Below are 17202 nucleotides of genomic sequence, written 5' to 3'. Positions count from 1 at the left end.
CGCCACGGATTCCGGGAAAAGAACGGTCGCAAGGTATTCGGCTTGCTCTCGACCGGCCACGCATCGCCAGTTTTCGCAGCAAACCCGGCGCGCGCTTCTAGTGGGTGAGCTGCGATGTGAGGAGTACTGCCGATGCGCACCGCTCACTGGTGGATCAGCCCTTGGCCGGCGTCAAGGAGGCATCAACGCAATGATCGCTCCTCACCAGGAGGTCTCTGCGCTATCGATGGTCCTCTGATCGCCTGCACTGCTTCCCGCCATGGCCCTGATTCCGCGTTGGCGCTACATGACCGACGACGCCAAGGCGCTCACCAAACGTGTGGCCGTCTCGGCGTTGGTGGTGTTTGGGGCACTGCTGCTGCTGAGGGCCCTGCTGCCCTGGGTGATCCTTGCCGTTGTGCTGTGGTGGATCTGGAAGGGCGTGAAACGCGCCTGATTGGGTGAGCGCTTGGCACTCAGTCCTGCTTCTGCCAGATGCGCTCCAAACGGCGGCGGAACTCACCCTCGCTGAGCGGCCGGGGCAGCCGCTGGCGGCGCAGGGTGCTGCCGATCCACCAGATCTGCAGTGTGCCAAAGGCCAGGGCAAACAACCCCAGCTGCACAGTGCCCCAGTTCAGCTGCTCCATCACACCAACCTTGAACCGTGATCGAAGCTTCTGAAAAGCCTAAAGAGCCTGCGCCAAAGCAGCCGGCAACGCTGTATCCACACTGAGCACCCGTGCACCGAGATGCACCCGCTGGGCAATCACCCGTTCTGCGAGCTCCACCTCAAACGGCACAAATCCACCCTCAGGGCCGATCATCACCACAGCGGGTTCAGGCGGCACATCCGCGAGTGAATGCGGAGCATCCATGTGCGCAATCCAGCAGTTCCTGCCAGCGCAGAGATCCACAAGCTGATCTTCCACAAAGGGCCGAAATCGCTTGTGCAGATGCAACTGCGGAGCGATCGTGTCGCTGGCGCGCTCCATTCCGGCCTGCAGGGCCTCCTGCAGCTTGGCTGGCCGAAGCAAAGGGCTCTGCCAATAGCTTTTTTCCACACGCGCGGTGTTGATCAAGTGCAGGTTGGCCACACCGAACTCGGCCACGGTGCGCAGGATCCGGCGCAGCATCTTCGGGCGCGGCAGAGCGAGCACCACATCGAAGCGATGGCGCGGCGGGGGAGCTTGATGGAGCTGAACCTCAAGCTGCACCCCATCGGCACCCATCTCCCGCACAACGCCCTCACCCCGGAGCCCGCCAAGGCGCCCCACCCGCACTGCATCACCCAGCTGCAGCTTGAGCAGACTGCGTAGATGATCAGCACGGTGATCACGCAAGACAACGCGATCCAAATCAATCCAATCCTCGTCGCGTAGAAGAACAAGATTCATCTGAACATCGCCGAGCCCAAGCAATGCCTGGTCCATCGCAACCTGCTCACGAACCGTACCAGCGAGGTAGGCGATCCCAAGGCAACAATCAAAATCAACCCTTGAGATTGATGGCATGGCTGTGCCGCTCTCGCCATGCTCTGGCACGACAAGAGACGCCATGGATCAGCAACTGGGGCGCGCCTTCAACACCGAGGTTGTCAGGCGCGAAATCGAAGCCATCACCACCCTTGAGGAGGCGAAGCGTGCAGCGCACCTCCTGCTCCAACAGATCGAGATCCAACGCCAGACCATGGACCTCTTGATCCGCATGGACTGGGACAGCAACGATCACTTGCCCCCTAGCAGCAACAGCGAACAGGCCCCGTAGCCTCAAGGAAGTAACCCTGGAGAACATCGCCGTGCAGAGCTGGCAGCTATGGGCCGCCGCCGCGGCGCTGTTCGCCGCGATCACCGCCTTGCTCACCAAGCTCGGCGTGCAAAGTATCGATGCCGGCATGGCCACACTGCTGCGCACTGTGGTGGTGTCCATCGCCCTGGCTCTCGTGCTCGTGAGCCGCGGACAACTGGCCTGGTCAGGCTTGCTGCAGCTGCCTGGCAGCGGCGTGCTGGCCCTGGCCCTTTCAGGCCTGGCAACCGGATTGTCGTGGTTTTGCTACAACCGCGCCCTGCAACTCGGGCCGGTGGCCGCAGTGGCGGCACTCGACAAGCTCAGCGTGGTGCTGGTGGCCCTGCTGGCCTGGCTGGTGCTGGGGGAACCCCTTGGCTTGAAGGCCTGGATCGGCATCGTGGCCCGGGTGCAGGCCGATCCGGCTCTGCGCCAGCAGGTGAGCGAAGCGATCACCGCCGACGCGGTGGCGATGCTCGCCCAGGAACTGGGCTATCCCGTGAGCGGTAGCGATCTCTTGCGCTTCTCGGGCAGAACCGCTGCGGGGGTCAGGGTGACCCGCATCGACCATCCCGGCGAATATCCCGGTCGCTACGTGTAGGCGGGCCTCACTCATCCAGCCACACACGCTCCACGAGGCAGCTGCCGTTTTTCACCATCAGCTTCACCTGATCACGGCCACGCCGCGCTTCATAGAGAGAACTGTGAGCCTCCTCGGCATCGAGCTCCACTGCTCTGTAGCCGAGCTGCTGCAAGCGGCTCGCGCAGGGGCCTGTGGAGTAGGGGGGTGACCAACCAGGAACGACTCCCAACCCAATCCCAGCCAATAAAGCTGCGGCCGACACGATCAACCTGTGCATGGCTCAGTCACCCCAGCGCTCAGCACCAATCACCTAACCCCGGCGGAGTGGAGAACCCGTGAAGAGCTTCACGACTTCTTCACCTCGTGCTGCGCAGGATCGAGAGAGCATGAGGCTCCAGGCGGGCCACTCCTTGGCATGAAAGGCTGATCGTGGAAGACGATCCCGTCATCCGTGACGCGCTCCAAGAACTGCTGCAGCACTGGGGTCTGGTCACGGAGGAGTGCGCCGAAGGGCGTGAAGCCCTCACCCTGCTCGAGGCCGGCAGCTTTGATCTGATGCTGCTCGATCTCAACTTGCCTCGGCTCGACGGGCTTGAGGTGTGCCGAAGACTGCGACGCTTACCCATCAATCAGCCGCTGGTGCTGATGCTCACCGCCCGCGACAGCCTGGATGACAACGTGCTGGGCCTCGAGCAGGGTGCCGATGACTACCTGATAAAGCCATTCGAGCCAGCACTGCTCAAAGCACGCATCCAGGCCCTGCTACGCCGCGCCGCACGGCCTCTGCGAGACACCTGGAACTGGGGTGCACTGCAACTCAGCCTCGATCGCCGCACGGCCAGCTTCAACACACAAGACCTGCGGCTCACCCCCAAAGAACACTCTTTGTTGGAGGCGCTTCTGAAAGCTGGCGGGCGCACCTGCTCCAAGGAGCAGTTGATCGAGGCGGCATGGGCTTGGGCGGATGTGCCGGGGGATGAAAGCGTGAAAACACATGTGAAAAATATCCGAGCCAAACTCAATCAAGCCGGAGCCCCACCTGATCTGATTGAAACTGTGTATGGCGTTGGCTTCCGCCTCAACGCAAGCCACGCTTGAACGCAAAACTCGTGATGGAGCGAGATCTCAGCCGCATTCGCTGGAAGCTCACCGGGCGCTACGTGCTGATTTCGGCCTTTGTGCTGCTGGCATTTGGCATCGCGGTGTTTCTGGAGGTGAGCCGTGCCCGCTCGGCTCTGCTGCGCGAACAAGTGCAGCAACTAGCTTCAGCCGTCGCCTCACAAATGCCACTGATTTTGCATGAGGTGGAGGAATATAGCCATCTTCCTGATCCACAGCTGCAAGGAGAATCGTGGCATGCTGCCCTTCTGGAAACAAGAACATCAACACTCGAAGGCAAGAAAATTATTCTCTTCGATAAAAACAGGCAGATTCTCAGCCAATTCGGCGAACTACCGGCGGATCTCAAGGTCCTGAAAGCCCTGAAATATCCCAATGAACGGCAATACATCGCCCTTGCCAGTGGCGTGGCTTATTGGCGCCCAGTGTATTTACGAGAATCCATCGAGGCGAATCGCGAATTGGAGGGCTATGTGTACAGCGCTCTCTCCACAGCCGCAACAGATCGGGAATTACTACGGCTGCGCAATGGCCTGGTGGTGGGCGGCGCCGTTGGGGCCTTGGCTGCAGCCGTGCTCAGCCAGTGGATAGTGGCGAGTTCGCTCAAACCCATCCGCGATCAGCTGCAGCGTTTGATGCGCTTCACCAGTGATGCCTCCCACGAGCTGCGCCATCCCCTCACCGCCATCCGCGCCGTGATCGGCGCCGCACGAGAACGGGGACAACTCGATCGCGCCGAACCGGAACTCATCCAGAAACTGAATCGAATCGATCAGGCCACAGCCGAAATGACCCACCTGGTTGAAGACCTGCTCCTGCTGACGCGACTGGATCGCGTCGCACCGGATCAACGCCACTGGCAGCAGTTTGATCTCTGTGATCTGGCGGAAGATCTGGCCGCTCTCTATCAGGATCGTGCTGCCAGTCAACAGCTCCAGCTGCACTGTGAACTGCAGCGTCCGGCCATGGTTCACGGGCACCCCGATCAGCTGCGACGCTTGATCAGCAACGTGCTGGTGAACGCCATGCAATACACGCCGGCTGGTAGCGCGGTCACCCTGCAGGTGCAACAGCAAGGCCAACAGGTCAGGCTTCTGATCGAAGACGAAGGGCCAGGAATCCCATACGAGCAACGGCAGCTGGTGTTTGAACGGTTCTGGCAGGCAGACACCGCCCGGAGCGGCCCCAGTGCAGGCCTAGGGCTCTCGATCGCTCGCAGCATCTGCCAGGTGCATGGAGGAGCCATCGAGGCGCAGCGAGCCCATGGCGGCGGATGCCGCATGGTCGTGCTGCTGCCAGCAGCCAGCTGAAACACCAGTCTTCACCGACTCTTCACGAGTTCTTCACCCAACTCTGAAAGCGTTTGCGTTTTGGCGTCCTCAGCGCCGCACCCATGGCCTGGCGTTGGTGGATTGTGCTGCTGTGGGCTGGAGCCATCGTGCTGCTGTTCCGGCATCTCGGCGACGTCCCCTTGCGGGACTGGGATGAGGCCCTTGTGGCACGGGTAGCAGAAGAGATCAGCCTCCGGCCCTTTCCCACCAACCTGCTGCCCACCCTCTGGGATCAGCCCTACCTCAATAAACCACCCCTGCTGCATGCGCTGATCGGCTGGGCCATCGGCGTCTGGCGCCACACCGCTGGCAGCGAAGGGCTCCGGCAGGTCCCTCCGGAGTGGCTGGTACGCGCCATTCCAGCGCTGGGGTCCAGCTTGATCGTTCCCCTGGTGGCCTTGGTGCAGTCGCGCCTTCGACCCGCCGATCGCGTCGCGACGATCTGCACAGCTGCAGTGGCGCTCACCCTGCTGCCGCTGATGCGCCACGGCCGGCTGGCGATGCTGGATGGCAGCTTGATCAGCGCAATGGCGCTGCAATGGTGGGCTTTGCTGAGCCTGCCCCCAACGCCATCGCCAACACAGCGACAGGGCTGGGGGTTGGTTGCTGGCGCGGCTGGCTCCGCAATCCTGCTGCTGAAGGCACCGACGAGCCTGCCGTTACTGGTGGGCGCTTGCCTGCTCCTGGCCTGGGAACGGCGCTGGACTCCGCGGCAGTGGATCCCTCTCCTCGTCTGGATCGGGATCGGCCTTCTGCCCGGGCTGCTCTGGCATGGGTGGCATCTGCTGGAGCGGGGGCCGGAAGCCTTCACGATGTGGGGCCGGCAAGGGCTGGCACGGGTGGTGAGCCCAATCGAAGGGCACAGCGGTGGCTGGATCATTCCGGTGCTCGAGGTGCTAGAAGGCGGCTGGCCCTGGCTGAGCCTCTGGCCATTCGCGATGCTCACGGCGCTGCAGCAGCGCCGCAGCCGCTGGGGGTTCTGGCGCCTCGGGCTCACCCTGCTCACCGCAGCCGCCGTGCTTCCGCTTCGCACCCAACTCCCCTGGTACAGCCACCTGCTCTGGCCCTCCTTCGCCTTGAGCGTGGGGCCACTCCTGGCCCAGCTGATGCAACGCAGCGGCGGCACCTCGAAGCTCGCCAACCGCTTGCTGCTGGTGGTGCCGTGCTTCTGGATCGTGGTTGGAGCAGGGCTTCTGGCTGTGCGTGGGCAGATCAGCGTGCCGGGGGCTGTGACCATCCCCGTCGCACTCGCGCTCGTCGTGGGGGGAGGCCTGTTGACCTCGCCCACGCTGCGCTGGCGGCAATGGGGTGCTGCAGCACTGATCGCCCTGCTGTGGTGCGCCTTGTTCAACCTGTTTGCCAACCCCATCTGGCTCTGGGAATTGAGCGAGCAATGGAGCGTGCAACCCGCAGCGGCCTGGCTGGAGCCGCTCACCAGCGGGGGGGGGCCTCCTCCGCTTCTTCTCCAAGGAAACGAACGACCCAGCCTGAACTGGTATCTAGGCCAAGAAGTCACCACCGGCTCCAAGGCGCGGCGACAACTGCGCACCTCCATCCAAGAGCGCCTGGTGCTCAGCACCAGCGATCCCAGCAAACCTCAGCTCAGCTGCAATCGGATCGAGCAGGCCAAGCAAACCTCACAACGGGGGCCTGATCTCTACCGCTGCAAGCCAAGTTGAGGCGCTCAAGAGCGGCTTGAGACGTTGAAACAGTTCTCCGGAACCTTCCGATGTCCCGTGACTGCAAACGCAATCAGCAAGACCCGGATCACCGACGCAATCACCACAACGACGACAACGCCGATCGCGTCAGCCTGATCGCTGCACCCGATCCACTGGCCTGAAGCTCAGTGGCATTCCCCTGTGAGAGTGGTGCGTGGCACCGCTCTCAAGAGGGCATGAAGCTACTGGTGGTGGAAGACGAACCCACCCTGCGCCAGGCGCTGCTGCGGCTGGTGGCCCAGTGGGGCTACGCCGCCCAATCCGCCGCCAACGCGGCCGAAGCGATCGATTGGCTGGAGCTCGATGCGTTTGATCTGGTGCTGCTGGATCTGGGCCTTCCCGACCGCGATGGGCTCGAGGTTTGCCGCGTGCTGCGGCAGCGGCCAGACCAGCCGCAACCGCTGGTGCTGATGCTCACCGGTCGGGACAGCCGCGGCGACAAGCTCGCCGGATTGGAGGGCGGCGCCGATGACTATGTGGTGAAACCGTTTGATCCAGAGCTGTTGCAAGCGCGCATCCGCGCCTTGCTGCGCCGGGCTCACCGGCCACTGCGGCCATCGATCAGCTGGGGCGATCTCGAGCTCCAACCGGGAAATCCCACGGCGCTGCTGGGTGATCAGGTGGTAGAGCTCACCCCCAAGGAATCACTGATCCTGGAGCAACTGATTTGCGCCCAAGGCGGCGCCTGCAGCAAAGAGCAGTTGCTCGATGGCTTTGAGGATGGTCGACGCGTGGTGGGCGATGACGCGCTGCGGGCCCACATGCGCAACCTCCGCCACAAACTCAGCGCTGCCGGAGGCCACGCCAATCTGATTGAAACGGTCTACGGCCTTGGCTACCGGCTCGCTGCACCCTGATCCGCTGCGGCTTAAGCGCCGGCTCGTGCGGCAAGGCGGAGGCTTTGCACTGCTGCTGCTCAGCGCCTTTGCCGGGTCGCTCTATTGGAAGGTGGCGCAGCAACGCCAGCAAGACCAACGCACCGAGCTATGGCAATTGATGGCTGCTGCCGCCAGCCAACTGCCATTGATTGCCCACGAAACCAACGAAGCCGCCGGAGCGCGCAAATTTCAGCCCAAGGCCGAGCTGATTGCCGCGCCGGCCCTGCTGGAGCAACGGATCCAATGGTTTGGTCTGGCAGGCCAACTGCTCCTCGAGCAAGGGCAGCTGCAGCTGCCCAGTGGAACAACCACCCCATCAGCCAGACGGGCAGAGCCGCAGTGGCAGCAATGGCCCGGTGGCATCAGCCTCTGGCAGCCGGTGCTGGTGCGCAGCAGCCCTGGGGCCACGCCGCAAGCCCTCGGCTCCGTGCGGGTGGCGCTCTCCGATCGAGCGGCCCGAGCTGATCTGCGGCGACTGCGTAGTGGTCTGTTGCTTGGCGGCATCGTCACCGTGGTGGCGGCCCTCCTGGTGGGCCGCCGCATGCTCAACGCAGCGTTCTGGCCGCTGCAGCAGCAGGTGCGGGCCCTGGAGCGGTTCACCGCTGATGCCTCCCACGAATTGCGCCATCCCCTCTCGGCCCTGCGGGCACTACTGGCGGCCGTTCCCGAAGAGTTGCGCCAACAGCCCCAGCTGGCCTGGCGCGAACTGAACCAACTCACCGCCCAACTAGGCGAACTGGTGGATGACCTGCTGCTGTTGGCCCGCGAGCGCCAGGAGGTCACCAACCCAAGCGCATCCACGCGCCAGCTCGAGCGCTTCGATCTGATGGAGCTCCTCGAGGATTTGATCCGCTGCTACAGCGCCCAAGCCAGCGAACGCTCGATTCGCCTGAGCCTCAGCCCCGATCCCGCCAGCTGTCTTGCACCGATTGAGGCCCGCAGCGATCAGATCCTGCGGCTGTTCACCAACCTGCTGCTCAACGCCCTGCGCCATAGCCCCGAGGGAGGGCATGTGGCCATCGAGGTGCACACCAGCACCCGCCAGCTCACGGTGCAGGTGATCGATGCGGGGCCTGGCATCCCGAGCCATGCCCATGAGCAGGTATTTGAACGGTTCTGGCGCAGCAGTGATCAAGGCGGGCATAGCGGCCTGGGCCTGGCGATCGCCCGCAGCATTGCCCGCAGACACGGCGGCGATCTCAGTGTGCTGACGGCCCAACCCGGACGCTGTGTGATGCAAGTTCTGCTGCCGATGGCGCGCCAATCCTCATGATTTCTTCATGGGTGATGCAGCAGGTTTGAGGCATGAGCACTCCGCTTCCTCCTGACTCCGGCGTGGCGGCCTTCGGCGCCAGCCTCACGGCCATCACCCTCGCCGAACTGGGCGACAAGACCTTCTTCATGGCCTTGATCCTGGCCGCCAAACACCGGGCGCGCGACGTGTTCATCGGTGCCTTCGCGGCGCTCGCGGCTGTCACCCTGATCTCCTTGGGCCTGGGCTACGGCCTCAAAGAACTGCTACCCAGCAACGTGGTGCCGTGGCTGGCGGCCGTGTTGTTTGCTGGCTTCGGCGGCAAGTTGCTGCTCGATGCGCAACGCATGGGGGCCAACGAAGCCGAGGTGGAAGAGCAGGAAGCCGAGCAAGCCGTTGCGGAGGTGGAGAGTCGATCGCGGTTCACCACGGCCTGGGCGGTGATCTGGGAAGCCTTTGCGCTGGTGTTTATCGCCGAGCTGGGCGATCGCACCCAATTCACCACGATCTTCCTGGCGACTGCACCGGCCTTCGGCTTCGCAGGCTTGCTGGCAGGCACCCTGGCTGGCCATGCCCTTGTCACCTGGCTGGCGGTGGGGGCCGGCAAATGGATCGGCGGGCGGATCAGCGAGAAACTGCTCTACCGCCTCAGTGGTGGATTGTTCATCGCTTTTGCCCTTGTATCCCTCCAGCAGGCCCTGAGCTGAACCATGGCGCGCCCGATTCCTTATCAACCCTCACTGCTGCGGTTGCTGCACGGCATCACCGCCATCCTTGTGCCGCTGGCCTGGCTGAGCGGATTGGTGGTGCTCGCCAACCATGACGGGCGCTGGTTGCGCCTTCCCTTGACCGTGCCAGGCGAGTGGATCGACATCCACGGCACGGTTGGCGCGCTGCTCTGGCCGGTGGCGCTGCTGTTTGTGGTGTACGCCATCCGTGTTGGGCGCGTCCGTCTGCGCCAGGCCGCGAACGCGGCAGCCTTGCTTGGGCTGGTGCTGGCGGTGGGCAGCGGCAAGTTGATGCAAGAGGACTGGCTACGTACAGGCCAACTCGACCATCTGCCGTACCACCTGCATCTCGTGGCCTGGATGCTGATCACGGGCGCCGTGATCTGGCATGTCTGCTCCGTGCTGCGTCGTGGCGGCGTGCGCTTCGCCGCCTCGATGGGCCAGCTGCATGTGCGCGACAACGATGGCCCGCGCCACTGGGCCACACAGCTGTTGCAGCGCCGCTAAACGCTCAGGACGCCGACTGCAGCACAGGAAACAACTCACCCTGCACCGCAATGGCCGGGCGGCGCTTGCGCGGACGGTTTACCGGTGGCGACACCACCGGCAGTGGCCGCGGTGGCCTGGGCGGCCAGATCACATCCACAGCACGAAAGACGGCATACGGAGAGGCGACAGCCATCAACCCAGAACGAAGTACACCTGTACTAGCCAGTACGTCTAACGCTGTCAACGGGGCATCATCAGCGCAGGATCCGATCTGCCATGAACGATCACAGCAACCAAAGCCTCACCCCCCGAGAGATGGTGCGTGCCCACGCCTACCCCGTGCTGGCCGCTGTGAGCGCCCTCAGCCTGCTGGCCATCGCTCTGCTGCAGATCCCGCAGGCCGTGACAGCGCATCGCTACAACCGCTGCGTGGATGCCCAGATCAAACAGCGGCAATCCAGCGGACTGCAGGGACAGAACGGCCCCGGGAAACTGATCTACCTCAAGGCGGTGCAGCACTGCGAAGGCCTCTGAAATCAGCGCCGCAACGACACCAGACTGAACAACGACGTAGGTAACGCCATGCGACTGCCTTTGCTGTGGAAGGCTCTGGCGTACCGAGTGATTGCGATCGCCTTCACGGCACTCTTCATCGGCCTGAAGCAATCCATCGAGATTCACATCGGCCTGACGCTGCTCTACTACGTGTTTGATCTGGCCTGGGAGCGGCTCAGACGCCAACGGTCCATCGCTCAACCCCGCCCACGATCCACAGACGCCAACAGGGGCTGACAGCACCAGATGCGGCGACTAGCGTCCAGCGCATCACCAGTGGTGGAGCCTGCCCCTGTGACGGATCTCGCCAGTGCCCGCCTGGGCCGCATCGACCCTCACGTCCTCGCTGAGCTGCTCCAATTGAGCCCCGAACAGCGGATCCAACTGCTGCAGGCCCTGCACTCCACCCCACAGGCCTTGCGGCCCGATGGCACCGTGCCGATCGAGGTGGGGCTTGGCATCAGCACGCGCCTTCGCGCCGCCTGCTAAGACGCTGAAGCCAGCGACGCCAGAGCCCCAGCTGCGCCTGGGCGGCCTCAGCCTGCCGCGCATCCGAGCAGGTGGAGCACAGCACCTGCCCTTTCACCCGCCGGCAGTACTGGGTGGAGCGCTCGATGAACGTGCCGCAACCCTTGCAGGGGAAGATCGGGCTCATCGGCAAAAACGCTCTTCTAGCTGGCCACACAGGCGGCAACTGTCCAGCGAGAAAGCCCAAGGCGCCCTTACACGAGCCCGGCGCGCCCGCGCGCTGAACTGCTCACCCAAATTTGGCTACCCCGCACCCAAAAGCCTTCACGATCCGTTACGGTTGTTGAAACGTTCCGCAACGTCTCATGTCCGACTCCAACTCCCGCTTCGGTTTCGTCGGCTTCGCCGAAACCTGGAACGGCCGCCTAGCCATGCTCGGCTTCGTGATCGGCCTCGGCACCGAGCTGCTCACCGGCCAAGGCATCCTCTCCCAGATCGGTCTGGGCTGAAGCCATGACCAACACCCCTGCCAACGACAAGTGGTATTGGGATCGCGCCAAACAGCAAATCCATATGGAGCAGCTGAAGCGTGTTGAACTGTTCAACGGCCGCGCTGCCATGCTTGGCATCGTGATCGGCATCGCTACTGAGGCGATCACCGGCGCGGGTATCGCTCACCAGATCGGACTTGGTCCGCTGGTGGATGGCTACGCCGCCTGCCGTACGCAGTTCCTTCCCTTCTGCTTCTGAAGCACTGAGCGCTGAGCTCTACGGGTGAGCCCCAGGCCTGAAGCCTGGGGCTTTTTTGGTGGCTTGCTCAGGAGAGATACCAGCGCAGCAGCGCCAAAACCTGGCCCGCTGGGCCATAGCCAGTGAGCCATTCCCCCGTCAAGGCTGCCGCAAAACCCAGCATCGCCACCCGGCCATTGAGCCGTTCCACCCCGGCCAAAGCCTGGGTATTCCAGGGGCGACGGGTGGTGAGGCCTTCACCAAAGGCCTCGAGCGGCTCGTAGAGGTAGTCCTGTTTCGGCATCATCAACGGGTGCAGCCGTTTTGCACGGGCTTGCCCGCGAAAAACTTGGCCACTCACGCTAAGAAGGAGAGCTCAACAGTCGCGGCCGATGGAGAGGTGGGCAGAGCCGCATTCGGCCGTGGGGCAGCGGCGCCAGAATGTCCTTCACAGCCAATTCCAGTGGACATTTCACAGCTCCGCGCCTTGTTCACCAAGCCTTACGGCGCTCCTGCCCCCACAGAGCAGCAATGGCGAGAGGCCTACAGCGAAGACGTGATATTTGAGGACCCGACACAGAAACAGAAAGGGCTCAAGGCCTACCTAGACGCCCAGGAAGGCCTGCTGCGCCGCTGCGACGATGTGTTGCTCAAACCGCTGGCCATCGCTTGCGACGGCAACACCGCCTTCGTGGAGTGGGAGATGGGCCTGAAAATCAAGGGCATTGAGTTCATCTATCCAGGCGCCACCAGGCTTCTGCTGAACGACGACGGAAAGATCGTGGACCACCGCGACTACTTCGACTTTGTGGGCCCCACCTTTGAGCCCGTGCCAGTGATCGGCAGCTTCGTGCGTTGGCTCTATAAGCGCTTTGTGAGCTGAGGCCGCGCAAGCCACAAAAAGAGCCCCGCACTGCTGGGCTTGAGGGTCAACTCTGGAGGTTGATCACTTCTGGCAGAGAATGCCGCGATCGGCGAGGTTCATGGTCGTGGTCCACAGGCAAGTCCAGGACCCCGTTCCATGGCCTGGATCGAACTGGGCTTCGCGGGAGCGAGGTGAACGTTTTGGTAGCGGTTGCGACGTGCATACTTTCCGCCCGCGAGAGCGTGGTTGGCGTTCGCGCCCCTACCAAGCGCGCCATGACCACCGCGAAGCACGCATTGCGTACCGTTGCCACCGATGAGCGAGAAGCCAACCGCGATGAAACTGCCTGAGGGATGGCGGATCTGGGCCCTGGTGATCGCCCTCAATGCCGCCGCGGGCTACCTGTGGTTCCTGGATCGCAACATGGAGGCACCGATGACCCACAGCGGTATTGGAGCCTGGCTCCGCTCCCTGGGCATCTGAACCGCTCAGCCCCAGGTGAACAGGAAGCTCGCCACGGAGTGGAAGAGCAAATCGCCCCGACTGCTTCCCAGGGCTTACTCCAACTCAGAGAGCGGCACCAGATCGGGCTGAGCCACGGTCTGCGTTGTGAGGTGCGGTCATTGTGGCCTGACCAACCCAAAAGACCGCCCTGCCGGCACGTCCTACCGGGAAACCACCACCTCAGGTCTTGGGAACAAACAGCTGGGACAGAGCGATGAGGATCCCGGCACCAGCTAGCGCCGGAAGAATCACCGGCAGGCCTTTTGGAGCAACAGCCGAAGCAAACAGCAGCACATTCATGATTTGTGCATCAGAGGCAAGCGTTGATTAGCAGCGCTTCAACGGCCGTGCAGCAGGTGCGCAACCTCTCGCAAACTGAGCCACGCCAGCTTGCAAACCATGGCGCACCGGCCGGCGCAAGCACACCCGATACGCCACATGACTCGGCCCGAAATGGCTGATCAGCGCCTCCCGGGCTTCGTGCTGCAGCTCTTCAAGATTGGTGGCGCTGATCTGGAGATGATGCTGACGGGCCGCCGCCACCAGCCGCCCGGGTTGATCGCTGATCAGCTCGAACACCACATCCTGCATGTCTATCCCCCTCAGTGCTGAAGCGAGTCTGGGTGGGTTTTGAGGGACTGGATGGTGCTGCAGATGACGGGAAACCGTTCGGCACGGCCTTGTAACAGTCGCCCCAAAACGGAGGGTCTGGGCGTGAATCAGGCCCTCTTCGCAGTGAAACTGCCAGAAATAGAGGTGAGCGCGATGAGTCCGAGCGGTGAGGGAACCCGTCCTGAGGGGCTGAAAATCCTGGTGGCTGACGATGAGGCCAACATTCGGCGCATCCTCGAAACCCGCCTGACCATGCAGGGCCACGAGGTGCTGATGGCCTGCAACGGTGCTGAGGCGCTTGAGTTGTTCCGGGGTTCCGAACCGGATCTTGTGGTGCTCGACGTGATGATGCCCGAGCTCGACGGCTTCGCCCTGGTGGAGCGGATCCGCGCCCAGTCGGAAGTGCCGATCATCCTGCTCACTGCCCTGGGCGACGTGGCCGATCGGATCACCGGTTTGCAGCTCGGCGCTGACGACTACATGGTGAAGCCCTTCAGCCCCAAGGAGCTGGAAGCACGCATCCGCTGCGTGATGCGGCGAGCCGGCTCGGGGCAGGGCGCAAGTGGCGGCGGAGGTGGATCGGCCGCCAATGTTGTGGTGGTGGGCGATCTCAGCGTGGACTTCAACCGCCGCCAGGCCTTCCGCGCCGATGAACGGATTCGCCTCACCGGCATGGAATTCAACCTGCTGGAGCTGCTGATTAGTCGGTCCGGCGAACCGATCAGCCGGCTCGACATGCTCGAGAAGGTGTGGGGCTACAAGCCCGAGCGCTCCTCCGACAGCCGCGTTGTGGACGTGCACATCTCACGCCTGCGCGCCAAACTCGAGCATGATCCTGAAAATCCCGAGCTGATCCTCACCGCCCGGGGCATGGGCTACATGTTCCAGCGGATTGCCCAAGCGGTGAAGGTGGCCTGAGGGTGCCCCCCTCAGGCCTGAGGCATTAGAACCACTCAGCCACAGCGTCTTCGCGGCTGTTCACGCGCGCTTCCGGGGTGCGGCGCTCGAATTCCAGGCGGATCGAGCGCTCCTGCTCGCCATCAGCAGCGATCGCGCGGATTGGGTAGAGCTGCTCGCCATCGCGGAAGGGCACGTGCACGCGGAAGGTGCCATCGGCGGAGAGAGGAACCTGTTGATCGCCGATAAACAGGCTGGCACTGGGATCGGTGGCGCCATACACGATCAGTTCGGCGTCAGCCACCAGCCAGAAGGAGCGCTGACGCACCAGACCGCTGCCGGATTCGCTGCGGCCACTGGCCCACACGCCGACGCCGGAATCGTTGAGCAGGCCCTGCTGTGCACCCTCAAACTCATGCAGCACCTCCGAACCCACACGACGGGTACGGGTACCTGCCGCTGTGGCGATTTGGTAGATCTGCTCGTGGGTCACACCGCCACCGAAGCGCACCTCAGGGGAAGCGGTCGGCAGGGGCTGATCAAGGCTGAAGGGCACGAAGGCATCGGCCACCCGCTGGCTGGGCTCCAGCGCCGGCACCTGAGCCACGGCTGAGAAGGCCAAGGAGTACCAGCCGCCGTTGCGCAGACGGAAGCCCAGCTCCACGCGGTAGTCGCGACCATCCACCGGCACCGGCAGGAACCACTCGCTGGCGTGGTTGTCGACCACCAGTTCCTGCAGGGCGTGGGGGTGGGATTGATCAGCGCCAAGGCCGGTCACATCCGCCACCCGCAAACAGAGGCTGGTGGCACCCGCCTCGCGAGCCTTCTGGCGATCGCGATCGCTGATCGCCCAGAAGCAGTAGGCCCACTGGGGATCGCGGGGCAGGAACACCACGTGAGTGTTCACAGGGGCAGCCGCCTGGGAAGTCGCGGCAACACTGGCTGCCGCCGCAGGCGCAGAGGTCTCTGGCGAGCCGAGCTTCTTGGCCGGGTCGGAACGGAGGGCCGACGGCACCAGTTTTTTCAGCCAGCTCAGCGGTCGCTTCGCCTCGGTCATCGCGTGAGCTCCTTTACATGCGGTCATGTTCGCCGCCACCGACAGCCCGGGAGCGCTCGTGTCAGCACATCCCTACCGCCCGTAGCCTGAGCGACGTCCGGCAACCAGCCGCGGAATGAAGCTGAAACGCTCCTGGCTGGCCGGATTGATTGGCCTTGTGGTGGTGACGCTCTTCAGCCTCACCACCCTGGGAGGCCCTGAGGAGGCCAACTCTCAGCTGAAGCCAGCACCAACGGTGCCAGCCGCCCGCCAGATCGAGGTAGGCATGCACATCAAAAACATCTACAACCTCTCCCTCAAGGACAAAACTTTCTCCGCCGATGGCTGGTTCTGGCTGAAGTGGCCGGAGAGCATCCAGCAGCTAATCGAAGCGGATCAGATACCAACCACCGAGCTCGTGGAGCTGGTGAATCAGGTGGAGAGCTACGACGCACAGCTGGAGCCCGACAGCAACGAACCCCAACGCCTGGAGGGAGGACGCTATCTGCAGCTATTTCGCTTCTCCAGCAAGTTCTACGACGATCAACAGAACCTGAGGCAGTTCCCCTTCGAAACGCTGGAGCTGCCGATCAACCTTGAAGTACGCCCGTCGCAATTCTCGATGGGCGCCCAAGGGGTGGTGCTGGTTCCGAAGCTCCGCGTGGGGGAACTCCAGGGTGATTCCGTCACGCTGAACGGCTACAGCATTCAAGGAGCCACGAGCAGCAGCACAATTCACACCTACACCACCGCATTTGGTGAGGAAGGCGTTGCCAACGCCGGCGACTACAGCATGGCCACGTTTGAGATCAGCTACCGCACCAACGGCTGGGCAGCGTTCTATCGCTTCGTGTTGCCCTGGCTGGCCGTGATGGTGATCCTGCTGCTGGCGCCCAACCTGGAAGGCAACCTCAACGACCTGCGCCTGGCGATTCCTTCCACGGCTCTCCTCACCCTGGTGTTTCTCCAGGAAGGTGCCCACGCCGATTTACCGGCACTCGATTACCTCACGTTCCTCGACAAGCTCTATCTCTTTGGCTACGTGGTTGCCACTGCTGAGTTCTGGTTGTTTGTCTGGGGCACCAATCTGATCAGCCGCGCAGCAGAAGCCGAGCACGTGCAGGTGATGCAGCGCATCAATCGGGTGGACCTCATCTATCAACTCACCACCATCGCAGGCGGTCTCACAATCCTGCTGCTGGGGCGCGGCGGCAGCTGAGGTCAGCTGGCCAACTCAAGCGGTACATGCTGGAGGATCGTGGTCACGCCAGTCACAATAAATTGAATACCGATGGCCAGAGTGAACATGCCCATCACCTTGATCAACACAGTCATCCCCACATGACCAAGCCACTGGGTGAGCTTGGCAGCGAAGGCGAAGATCAAGCCAATCAAAACGGTCATCACCAGAATGGCGGCCAGGAGCTCAATCCGCTGGCCCACAAAACTCGCCGAATCGGCATACACCGTGATGGTCGACATCGTGCCGGCCCCTGTCGTCAGCGGCAGTGAGATCGGAACGATTGCTGTTGAGGTGATCAGTCCAGGGTTGATCCGTGCTGTATCCACTTGCTTCTCACGTGCGCCGCTGGGCTCTCCCGCATGCAGCATGCTCAACCCACTGGCACCCAGCAACAATCCACCAGCCACCTGAAACGCGCTCACACTGATCCC

28 protein-coding genes are annotated in these 17202 nt (G+C 63.0%); 19 read left to right on the top strand and 9 right to left on the bottom strand.

The features are described 5' to 3' along the window. Window positions 1-259 precede the first annotated feature (259 nt). Window positions 260-436: a hypothetical protein gene (locus ACIQ2E_RS03675; protein WP_398326322.1), complete on the top strand. Its 177-nt coding sequence runs from the start codon at window positions 260-262 to the stop codon at window positions 434-436. Window positions 437-455: 19 nt separating this feature from the next. On the opposite strand, the gene ACIQ2E_RS03670 is transcribed toward ACIQ2E_RS03675, so the two are convergent. Then, on the bottom strand, window positions 456-626 hold the full coding sequence (locus tag ACIQ2E_RS03670; RefSeq protein WP_398326319.1) for a hypothetical protein: 171 nt from the start codon (window positions 624-626) through the stop codon (window positions 456-458). A gap of 39 nt (window positions 627-665) precedes the next feature. Continuing rightward, window positions 666-1373 (bottom strand): 16S rRNA (uracil(1498)-N(3))-methyltransferase, encoded by a 708-nt coding sequence (locus ACIQ2E_RS03665; protein WP_398326331.1) that lies wholly within the window; start codon window positions 1371-1373, stop codon window positions 666-668. A 160-nt stretch (window positions 1374-1533) separates the two neighbouring features. Here ACIQ2E_RS03665 and ACIQ2E_RS03660 point away from each other — a divergent pair, with 160 nt between their 5' ends. Together ACIQ2E_RS03660 and ACIQ2E_RS03655 are read left to right on the top strand one after the other, a co-directional pair. After that, complete coding sequence (locus ACIQ2E_RS03660) at window positions 1534-1743, top strand: hypothetical protein (protein ID WP_398326317.1); 210 nt, start codon at window positions 1534-1536, stop codon at window positions 1741-1743. Window positions 1744-1774: 31 nt separating this feature from the next. Then, window positions 1775-2362: an EamA family transporter gene (locus tag ACIQ2E_RS03655; protein ID WP_398326314.1), complete on the top strand. Its 588-nt coding sequence runs from the start codon at window positions 1775-1777 to the stop codon at window positions 2360-2362. Between the two features lie 7 nt (window positions 2363-2369). Here the strand turns inward: ACIQ2E_RS03655 and ACIQ2E_RS03650 are convergent, their stop codons facing one another. After that, window positions 2370-2621, bottom strand: coding sequence for a hypothetical protein (locus tag ACIQ2E_RS03650; protein WP_398326312.1), 252 nt, complete (start codon window positions 2619-2621; stop codon window positions 2370-2372). Between the two features lie 152 nt (window positions 2622-2773). Between ACIQ2E_RS03650 and ACIQ2E_RS03645 the strand changes: the two genes are divergently transcribed. The 7 genes from ACIQ2E_RS03645 (at window position 2774) to ACIQ2E_RS03615 (ending at window position 9880) form a co-directional block, all read left to right on the top strand. Then, window positions 2774-3442, top strand: a complete 669-nt coding sequence (locus tag ACIQ2E_RS03645; RefSeq protein ID WP_398326309.1) for a response regulator transcription factor — start codon at window positions 2774-2776, stop codon at window positions 3440-3442. Further along, window positions 3439-4773 (top strand): sensor histidine kinase, encoded by a 1335-nt coding sequence (locus ACIQ2E_RS03640; protein ID WP_398326306.1) that lies wholly within the window; start codon window positions 3439-3441, stop codon window positions 4771-4773. Before ACIQ2E_RS03645 ends, ACIQ2E_RS03640 begins: the two co-directional genes overlap by 4 nt. A gap of 83 nt (window positions 4774-4856) precedes the next feature. Further along, window positions 4857-6473, top strand: a complete 1617-nt coding sequence (locus ACIQ2E_RS03635; RefSeq protein WP_398326303.1) for an ArnT family glycosyltransferase — start codon at window positions 4857-4859, stop codon at window positions 6471-6473. Window positions 6474-6691: 218 nt separating this feature from the next. Continuing rightward, complete coding sequence (locus ACIQ2E_RS03630) at window positions 6692-7372, top strand: response regulator transcription factor (RefSeq protein WP_398326299.1); 681 nt, start codon at window positions 6692-6694, stop codon at window positions 7370-7372. Next, entirely contained in the window at window positions 7329-8666 is a 1338-nt protein-coding gene (locus ACIQ2E_RS03625; protein ID WP_398326296.1) for a sensor histidine kinase, read from the top strand. The genes ACIQ2E_RS03630 and ACIQ2E_RS03625 overlap by 44 nt, the downstream gene beginning before the upstream one ends. A gap of 32 nt (window positions 8667-8698) precedes the next feature. Beyond that, window positions 8699-9352 (top strand): TMEM165/GDT1 family protein, encoded by a 654-nt coding sequence (locus tag ACIQ2E_RS03620; RefSeq protein ID WP_398326293.1) that lies wholly within the window; start codon window positions 8699-8701, stop codon window positions 9350-9352. 3 nt (window positions 9353-9355) lie between these two features. After that, complete coding sequence (locus ACIQ2E_RS03615) at window positions 9356-9880, top strand: cytochrome B (protein ID WP_398326290.1); 525 nt, start codon at window positions 9356-9358, stop codon at window positions 9878-9880. A gap of 4 nt (window positions 9881-9884) precedes the next feature. Here the strand turns inward: ACIQ2E_RS03615 and ACIQ2E_RS03610 are convergent, their stop codons facing one another. Next, complete coding sequence (locus ACIQ2E_RS03610) at window positions 9885-10055, bottom strand: hypothetical protein (protein ID WP_398326287.1); 171 nt, start codon at window positions 10053-10055, stop codon at window positions 9885-9887. Window positions 10056-10138: 83 nt separating this feature from the next. On the opposite strand from ACIQ2E_RS03610, the gene ACIQ2E_RS03605 reads away from it, so the two are divergent. Genes ACIQ2E_RS03605 through ACIQ2E_RS03595 form a run of 3 tightly spaced genes read left to right on the top strand, consistent with a single transcriptional unit; the run spans window position 10139 to window position 10906 of the window. Further along, window positions 10139-10396 carry a hypothetical protein gene (locus ACIQ2E_RS03605; RefSeq protein WP_398326284.1) on the top strand — a complete coding sequence of 86 codons (258 nt, stop codon included), beginning with the start codon at window positions 10139-10141 and terminating at the stop codon, window positions 10394-10396. A 48-nt stretch (window positions 10397-10444) separates the two neighbouring features. Next, entirely contained in the window at window positions 10445-10654 is a 210-nt protein-coding gene (locus ACIQ2E_RS03600) for a hypothetical protein (protein WP_398326281.1), read from the top strand. A gap of 42 nt (window positions 10655-10696) precedes the next feature. Beyond that, a complete protein-coding gene (locus tag ACIQ2E_RS03595; RefSeq protein WP_398326278.1) occupies window positions 10697-10906 on the top strand; it encodes a hypothetical protein in 210 nt (69 codons plus the stop codon). Here ACIQ2E_RS03595 and ACIQ2E_RS03590 read toward each other — a convergent pair. Then, complete coding sequence (locus tag ACIQ2E_RS03590) at window positions 10878-11072, bottom strand: hypothetical protein (RefSeq protein WP_398326275.1); 195 nt, start codon at window positions 11070-11072, stop codon at window positions 10878-10880. The two genes, ACIQ2E_RS03595 and ACIQ2E_RS03590, sit on opposite strands and share 29 nt — an antisense overlap. Window positions 11073-11250: 178 nt before the next feature. Between ACIQ2E_RS03590 and ACIQ2E_RS03585 the strand changes: the two genes are divergently transcribed. Together ACIQ2E_RS03585 and ACIQ2E_RS03580 are read left to right on the top strand one after the other, a co-directional pair. Continuing rightward, a complete protein-coding gene (locus ACIQ2E_RS03585) occupies window positions 11251-11394 on the top strand; it encodes a high light inducible protein (protein WP_398326272.1) in 144 nt (47 codons plus the stop codon). A gap of 4 nt (window positions 11395-11398) precedes the next feature. Next, window positions 11399-11635, top strand: a complete 237-nt coding sequence (locus ACIQ2E_RS03580) for a chlorophyll a/b-binding protein (protein ID WP_398326269.1) — start codon at window positions 11399-11401, stop codon at window positions 11633-11635. Between the two features lie 67 nt (window positions 11636-11702). Here ACIQ2E_RS03580 and ACIQ2E_RS03575 read toward each other — a convergent pair whose 3' ends face one another. After that, the gene (locus ACIQ2E_RS03575) at window positions 11703-11918 is read right to left on the bottom strand and encodes a chlorophyll a/b-binding protein (RefSeq protein WP_398326328.1); all 216 of its coding nucleotides are present in this window, start codon (window positions 11916-11918) and stop codon (window positions 11703-11705) included. A gap of 159 nt (window positions 11919-12077) precedes the next feature. Between ACIQ2E_RS03575 and ACIQ2E_RS03570 the strand changes: the two genes are divergently transcribed. Both ACIQ2E_RS03570 and ACIQ2E_RS03565 read left to right on the top strand, forming a co-directional pair. Beyond that, window positions 12078-12497, top strand: coding sequence for a nuclear transport factor 2 family protein (locus ACIQ2E_RS03570; RefSeq protein WP_398326266.1), 420 nt, complete (start codon window positions 12078-12080; stop codon window positions 12495-12497). Window positions 12498-12815: 318 nt separating this feature from the next. After that, a complete protein-coding gene (locus ACIQ2E_RS03565) occupies window positions 12816-12962 on the top strand; it encodes a hypothetical protein (protein WP_398326263.1) in 147 nt (48 codons plus the stop codon). Window positions 12963-13310: 348 nt separating this feature from the next. On the opposite strand, the gene ACIQ2E_RS03560 is transcribed toward ACIQ2E_RS03565, so the two are convergent. Further along, the gene (locus ACIQ2E_RS03560) at window positions 13311-13574 is read right to left on the bottom strand and encodes a hypothetical protein (protein ID WP_398326260.1); all 264 of its coding nucleotides are present in this window, start codon (window positions 13572-13574) and stop codon (window positions 13311-13313) included. A gap of 174 nt (window positions 13575-13748) precedes the next feature. Between ACIQ2E_RS03560 and rpaB the strand changes: the two genes are divergently transcribed. Beyond that, the gene (gene rpaB, locus ACIQ2E_RS03555) at window positions 13749-14513 is read left to right on the top strand and encodes a response regulator transcription factor RpaB (RefSeq protein ID WP_398326257.1); all 765 of its coding nucleotides are present in this window, start codon (window positions 13749-13751) and stop codon (window positions 14511-14513) included. A 25-nt stretch (window positions 14514-14538) separates the two neighbouring features. Here rpaB and ACIQ2E_RS03550 read toward each other — a convergent pair whose 3' ends face one another. After that, entirely contained in the window at window positions 14539-15549 is a 1011-nt protein-coding gene (locus tag ACIQ2E_RS03550) for a DUF4912 domain-containing protein (RefSeq protein ID WP_398326254.1), read from the bottom strand. A gap of 115 nt (window positions 15550-15664) precedes the next feature. Between ACIQ2E_RS03550 and ACIQ2E_RS03545 the strand changes: the two genes are divergently transcribed. Then, entirely contained in the window at window positions 15665-16747 is a 1083-nt protein-coding gene (locus ACIQ2E_RS03545) for a hypothetical protein (RefSeq protein ID WP_398326251.1), read from the top strand. A 2-nt stretch (window positions 16748-16749) separates the two neighbouring features. Here the strand turns inward: ACIQ2E_RS03545 and ACIQ2E_RS03540 are convergent, their stop codons facing one another. Continuing rightward, entirely contained in the window at window positions 16750-17193 is a 444-nt protein-coding gene (locus ACIQ2E_RS03540) for a MarC family protein (protein WP_398326325.1), read from the bottom strand. Window positions 17194-17202: the final 9 nt, after the last annotated feature.

It is taken from the genome of Vulcanococcus sp., from assembly GCF_044369115.1.
Classification (GTDB): Bacteria; Cyanobacteriota; Cyanobacteriia; order PCC-6307; family Cyanobiaceae; genus Vulcanococcus.
Note: the sequence above shows the minus strand (reverse complement) of the source record. Positions and strands in the feature narration are given on the sequence as shown.

What these genes read in the sequence shown, in the direction of transcription:
- ACIQ2E_RS03605 (WP_398326284.1), top strand. Translation starts at nt 10,139, where the DNA reads ATGAACGATCACAGCAACCAAAGCCTCACCCCCCGAGAGATGGTGCGT.
- ACIQ2E_RS03585 (WP_398326272.1), top strand. Translation starts at nt 11,251, where the DNA reads ATGTCCGACTCCAACTCCCGCTTCGGTTTCGTCGGCTTCGCCGAAACC.
- ACIQ2E_RS03620 (WP_398326293.1), top strand. Translation starts at nt 8,699, where the DNA reads ATGAGCACTCCGCTTCCTCCTGACTCCGGCGTGGCGGCCTTCGGCGCC.
- ACIQ2E_RS03575 (WP_398326328.1), bottom strand. Translation starts at nt 11,918, where the DNA reads ATGCCGAAACAGGACTACCTCTACGAGCCGCTCGAGGCCTTTGGTGAA.
- ACIQ2E_RS03660 (WP_398326317.1), top strand. Translation starts at nt 1,534, where the DNA reads ATGGATCAGCAACTGGGGCGCGCCTTCAACACCGAGGTTGTCAGGCGC.
- ACIQ2E_RS03590 (WP_398326275.1), bottom strand. Translation starts at nt 11,072, where the DNA reads ATGAGCCCGATCTTCCCCTGCAAGGGTTGCGGCACGTTCATCGAGCGC.
- ACIQ2E_RS03635 (WP_398326303.1), top strand. Translation starts at nt 4,857, where the DNA reads ATGGCCTGGCGTTGGTGGATTGTGCTGCTGTGGGCTGGAGCCATCGTG.
- ACIQ2E_RS03665 (WP_398326331.1), bottom strand. Translation starts at nt 1,373, where the DNA reads ATGAATCTTGTTCTTCTACGCGACGAGGATTGGATTGATTTGGATCGC.
- rpaB (WP_398326257.1), top strand. Translation starts at nt 13,749, where the DNA reads ATGAGTCCGAGCGGTGAGGGAACCCGTCCTGAGGGGCTGAAAATCCTG.
- ACIQ2E_RS03600 (WP_398326281.1), top strand. Translation starts at nt 10,445, where the DNA reads ATGCGACTGCCTTTGCTGTGGAAGGCTCTGGCGTACCGAGTGATTGCG.
- ACIQ2E_RS03630 (WP_398326299.1), top strand. Translation starts at nt 6,692, where the DNA reads ATGAAGCTACTGGTGGTGGAAGACGAACCCACCCTGCGCCAGGCGCTG.
- ACIQ2E_RS03670 (WP_398326319.1), bottom strand. Translation starts at nt 626, where the DNA reads ATGGAGCAGCTGAACTGGGGCACTGTGCAGCTGGGGTTGTTTGCCCTG.
- ACIQ2E_RS03550 (WP_398326254.1), bottom strand. Translation starts at nt 15,549, where the DNA reads ATGACCGAGGCGAAGCGACCGCTGAGCTGGCTGAAAAAACTGGTGCCG.
- ACIQ2E_RS03545 (WP_398326251.1), top strand. Translation starts at nt 15,665, where the DNA reads ATGAAGCTGAAACGCTCCTGGCTGGCCGGATTGATTGGCCTTGTGGTG.
- ACIQ2E_RS03580 (WP_398326269.1), top strand. Translation starts at nt 11,399, where the DNA reads ATGACCAACACCCCTGCCAACGACAAGTGGTATTGGGATCGCGCCAAA.
- ACIQ2E_RS03650 (WP_398326312.1), bottom strand. Translation starts at nt 2,621, where the DNA reads ATGCACAGGTTGATCGTGTCGGCCGCAGCTTTATTGGCTGGGATTGGG.
- ACIQ2E_RS03610 (WP_398326287.1), bottom strand. Translation starts at nt 10,055, where the DNA reads ATGGCTGTCGCCTCTCCGTATGCCGTCTTTCGTGCTGTGGATGTGATC.
- ACIQ2E_RS03560 (WP_398326260.1), bottom strand. Translation starts at nt 13,574, where the DNA reads ATGCAGGATGTGGTGTTCGAGCTGATCAGCGATCAACCCGGGCGGCTG.
- ACIQ2E_RS03565 (WP_398326263.1), top strand. Translation starts at nt 12,816, where the DNA reads ATGAAACTGCCTGAGGGATGGCGGATCTGGGCCCTGGTGATCGCCCTC.
- ACIQ2E_RS03675 (WP_398326322.1), top strand. Translation starts at nt 260, where the DNA reads ATGGCCCTGATTCCGCGTTGGCGCTACATGACCGACGACGCCAAGGCG.
- ACIQ2E_RS03615 (WP_398326290.1), top strand. Translation starts at nt 9,356, where the DNA reads ATGGCGCGCCCGATTCCTTATCAACCCTCACTGCTGCGGTTGCTGCAC.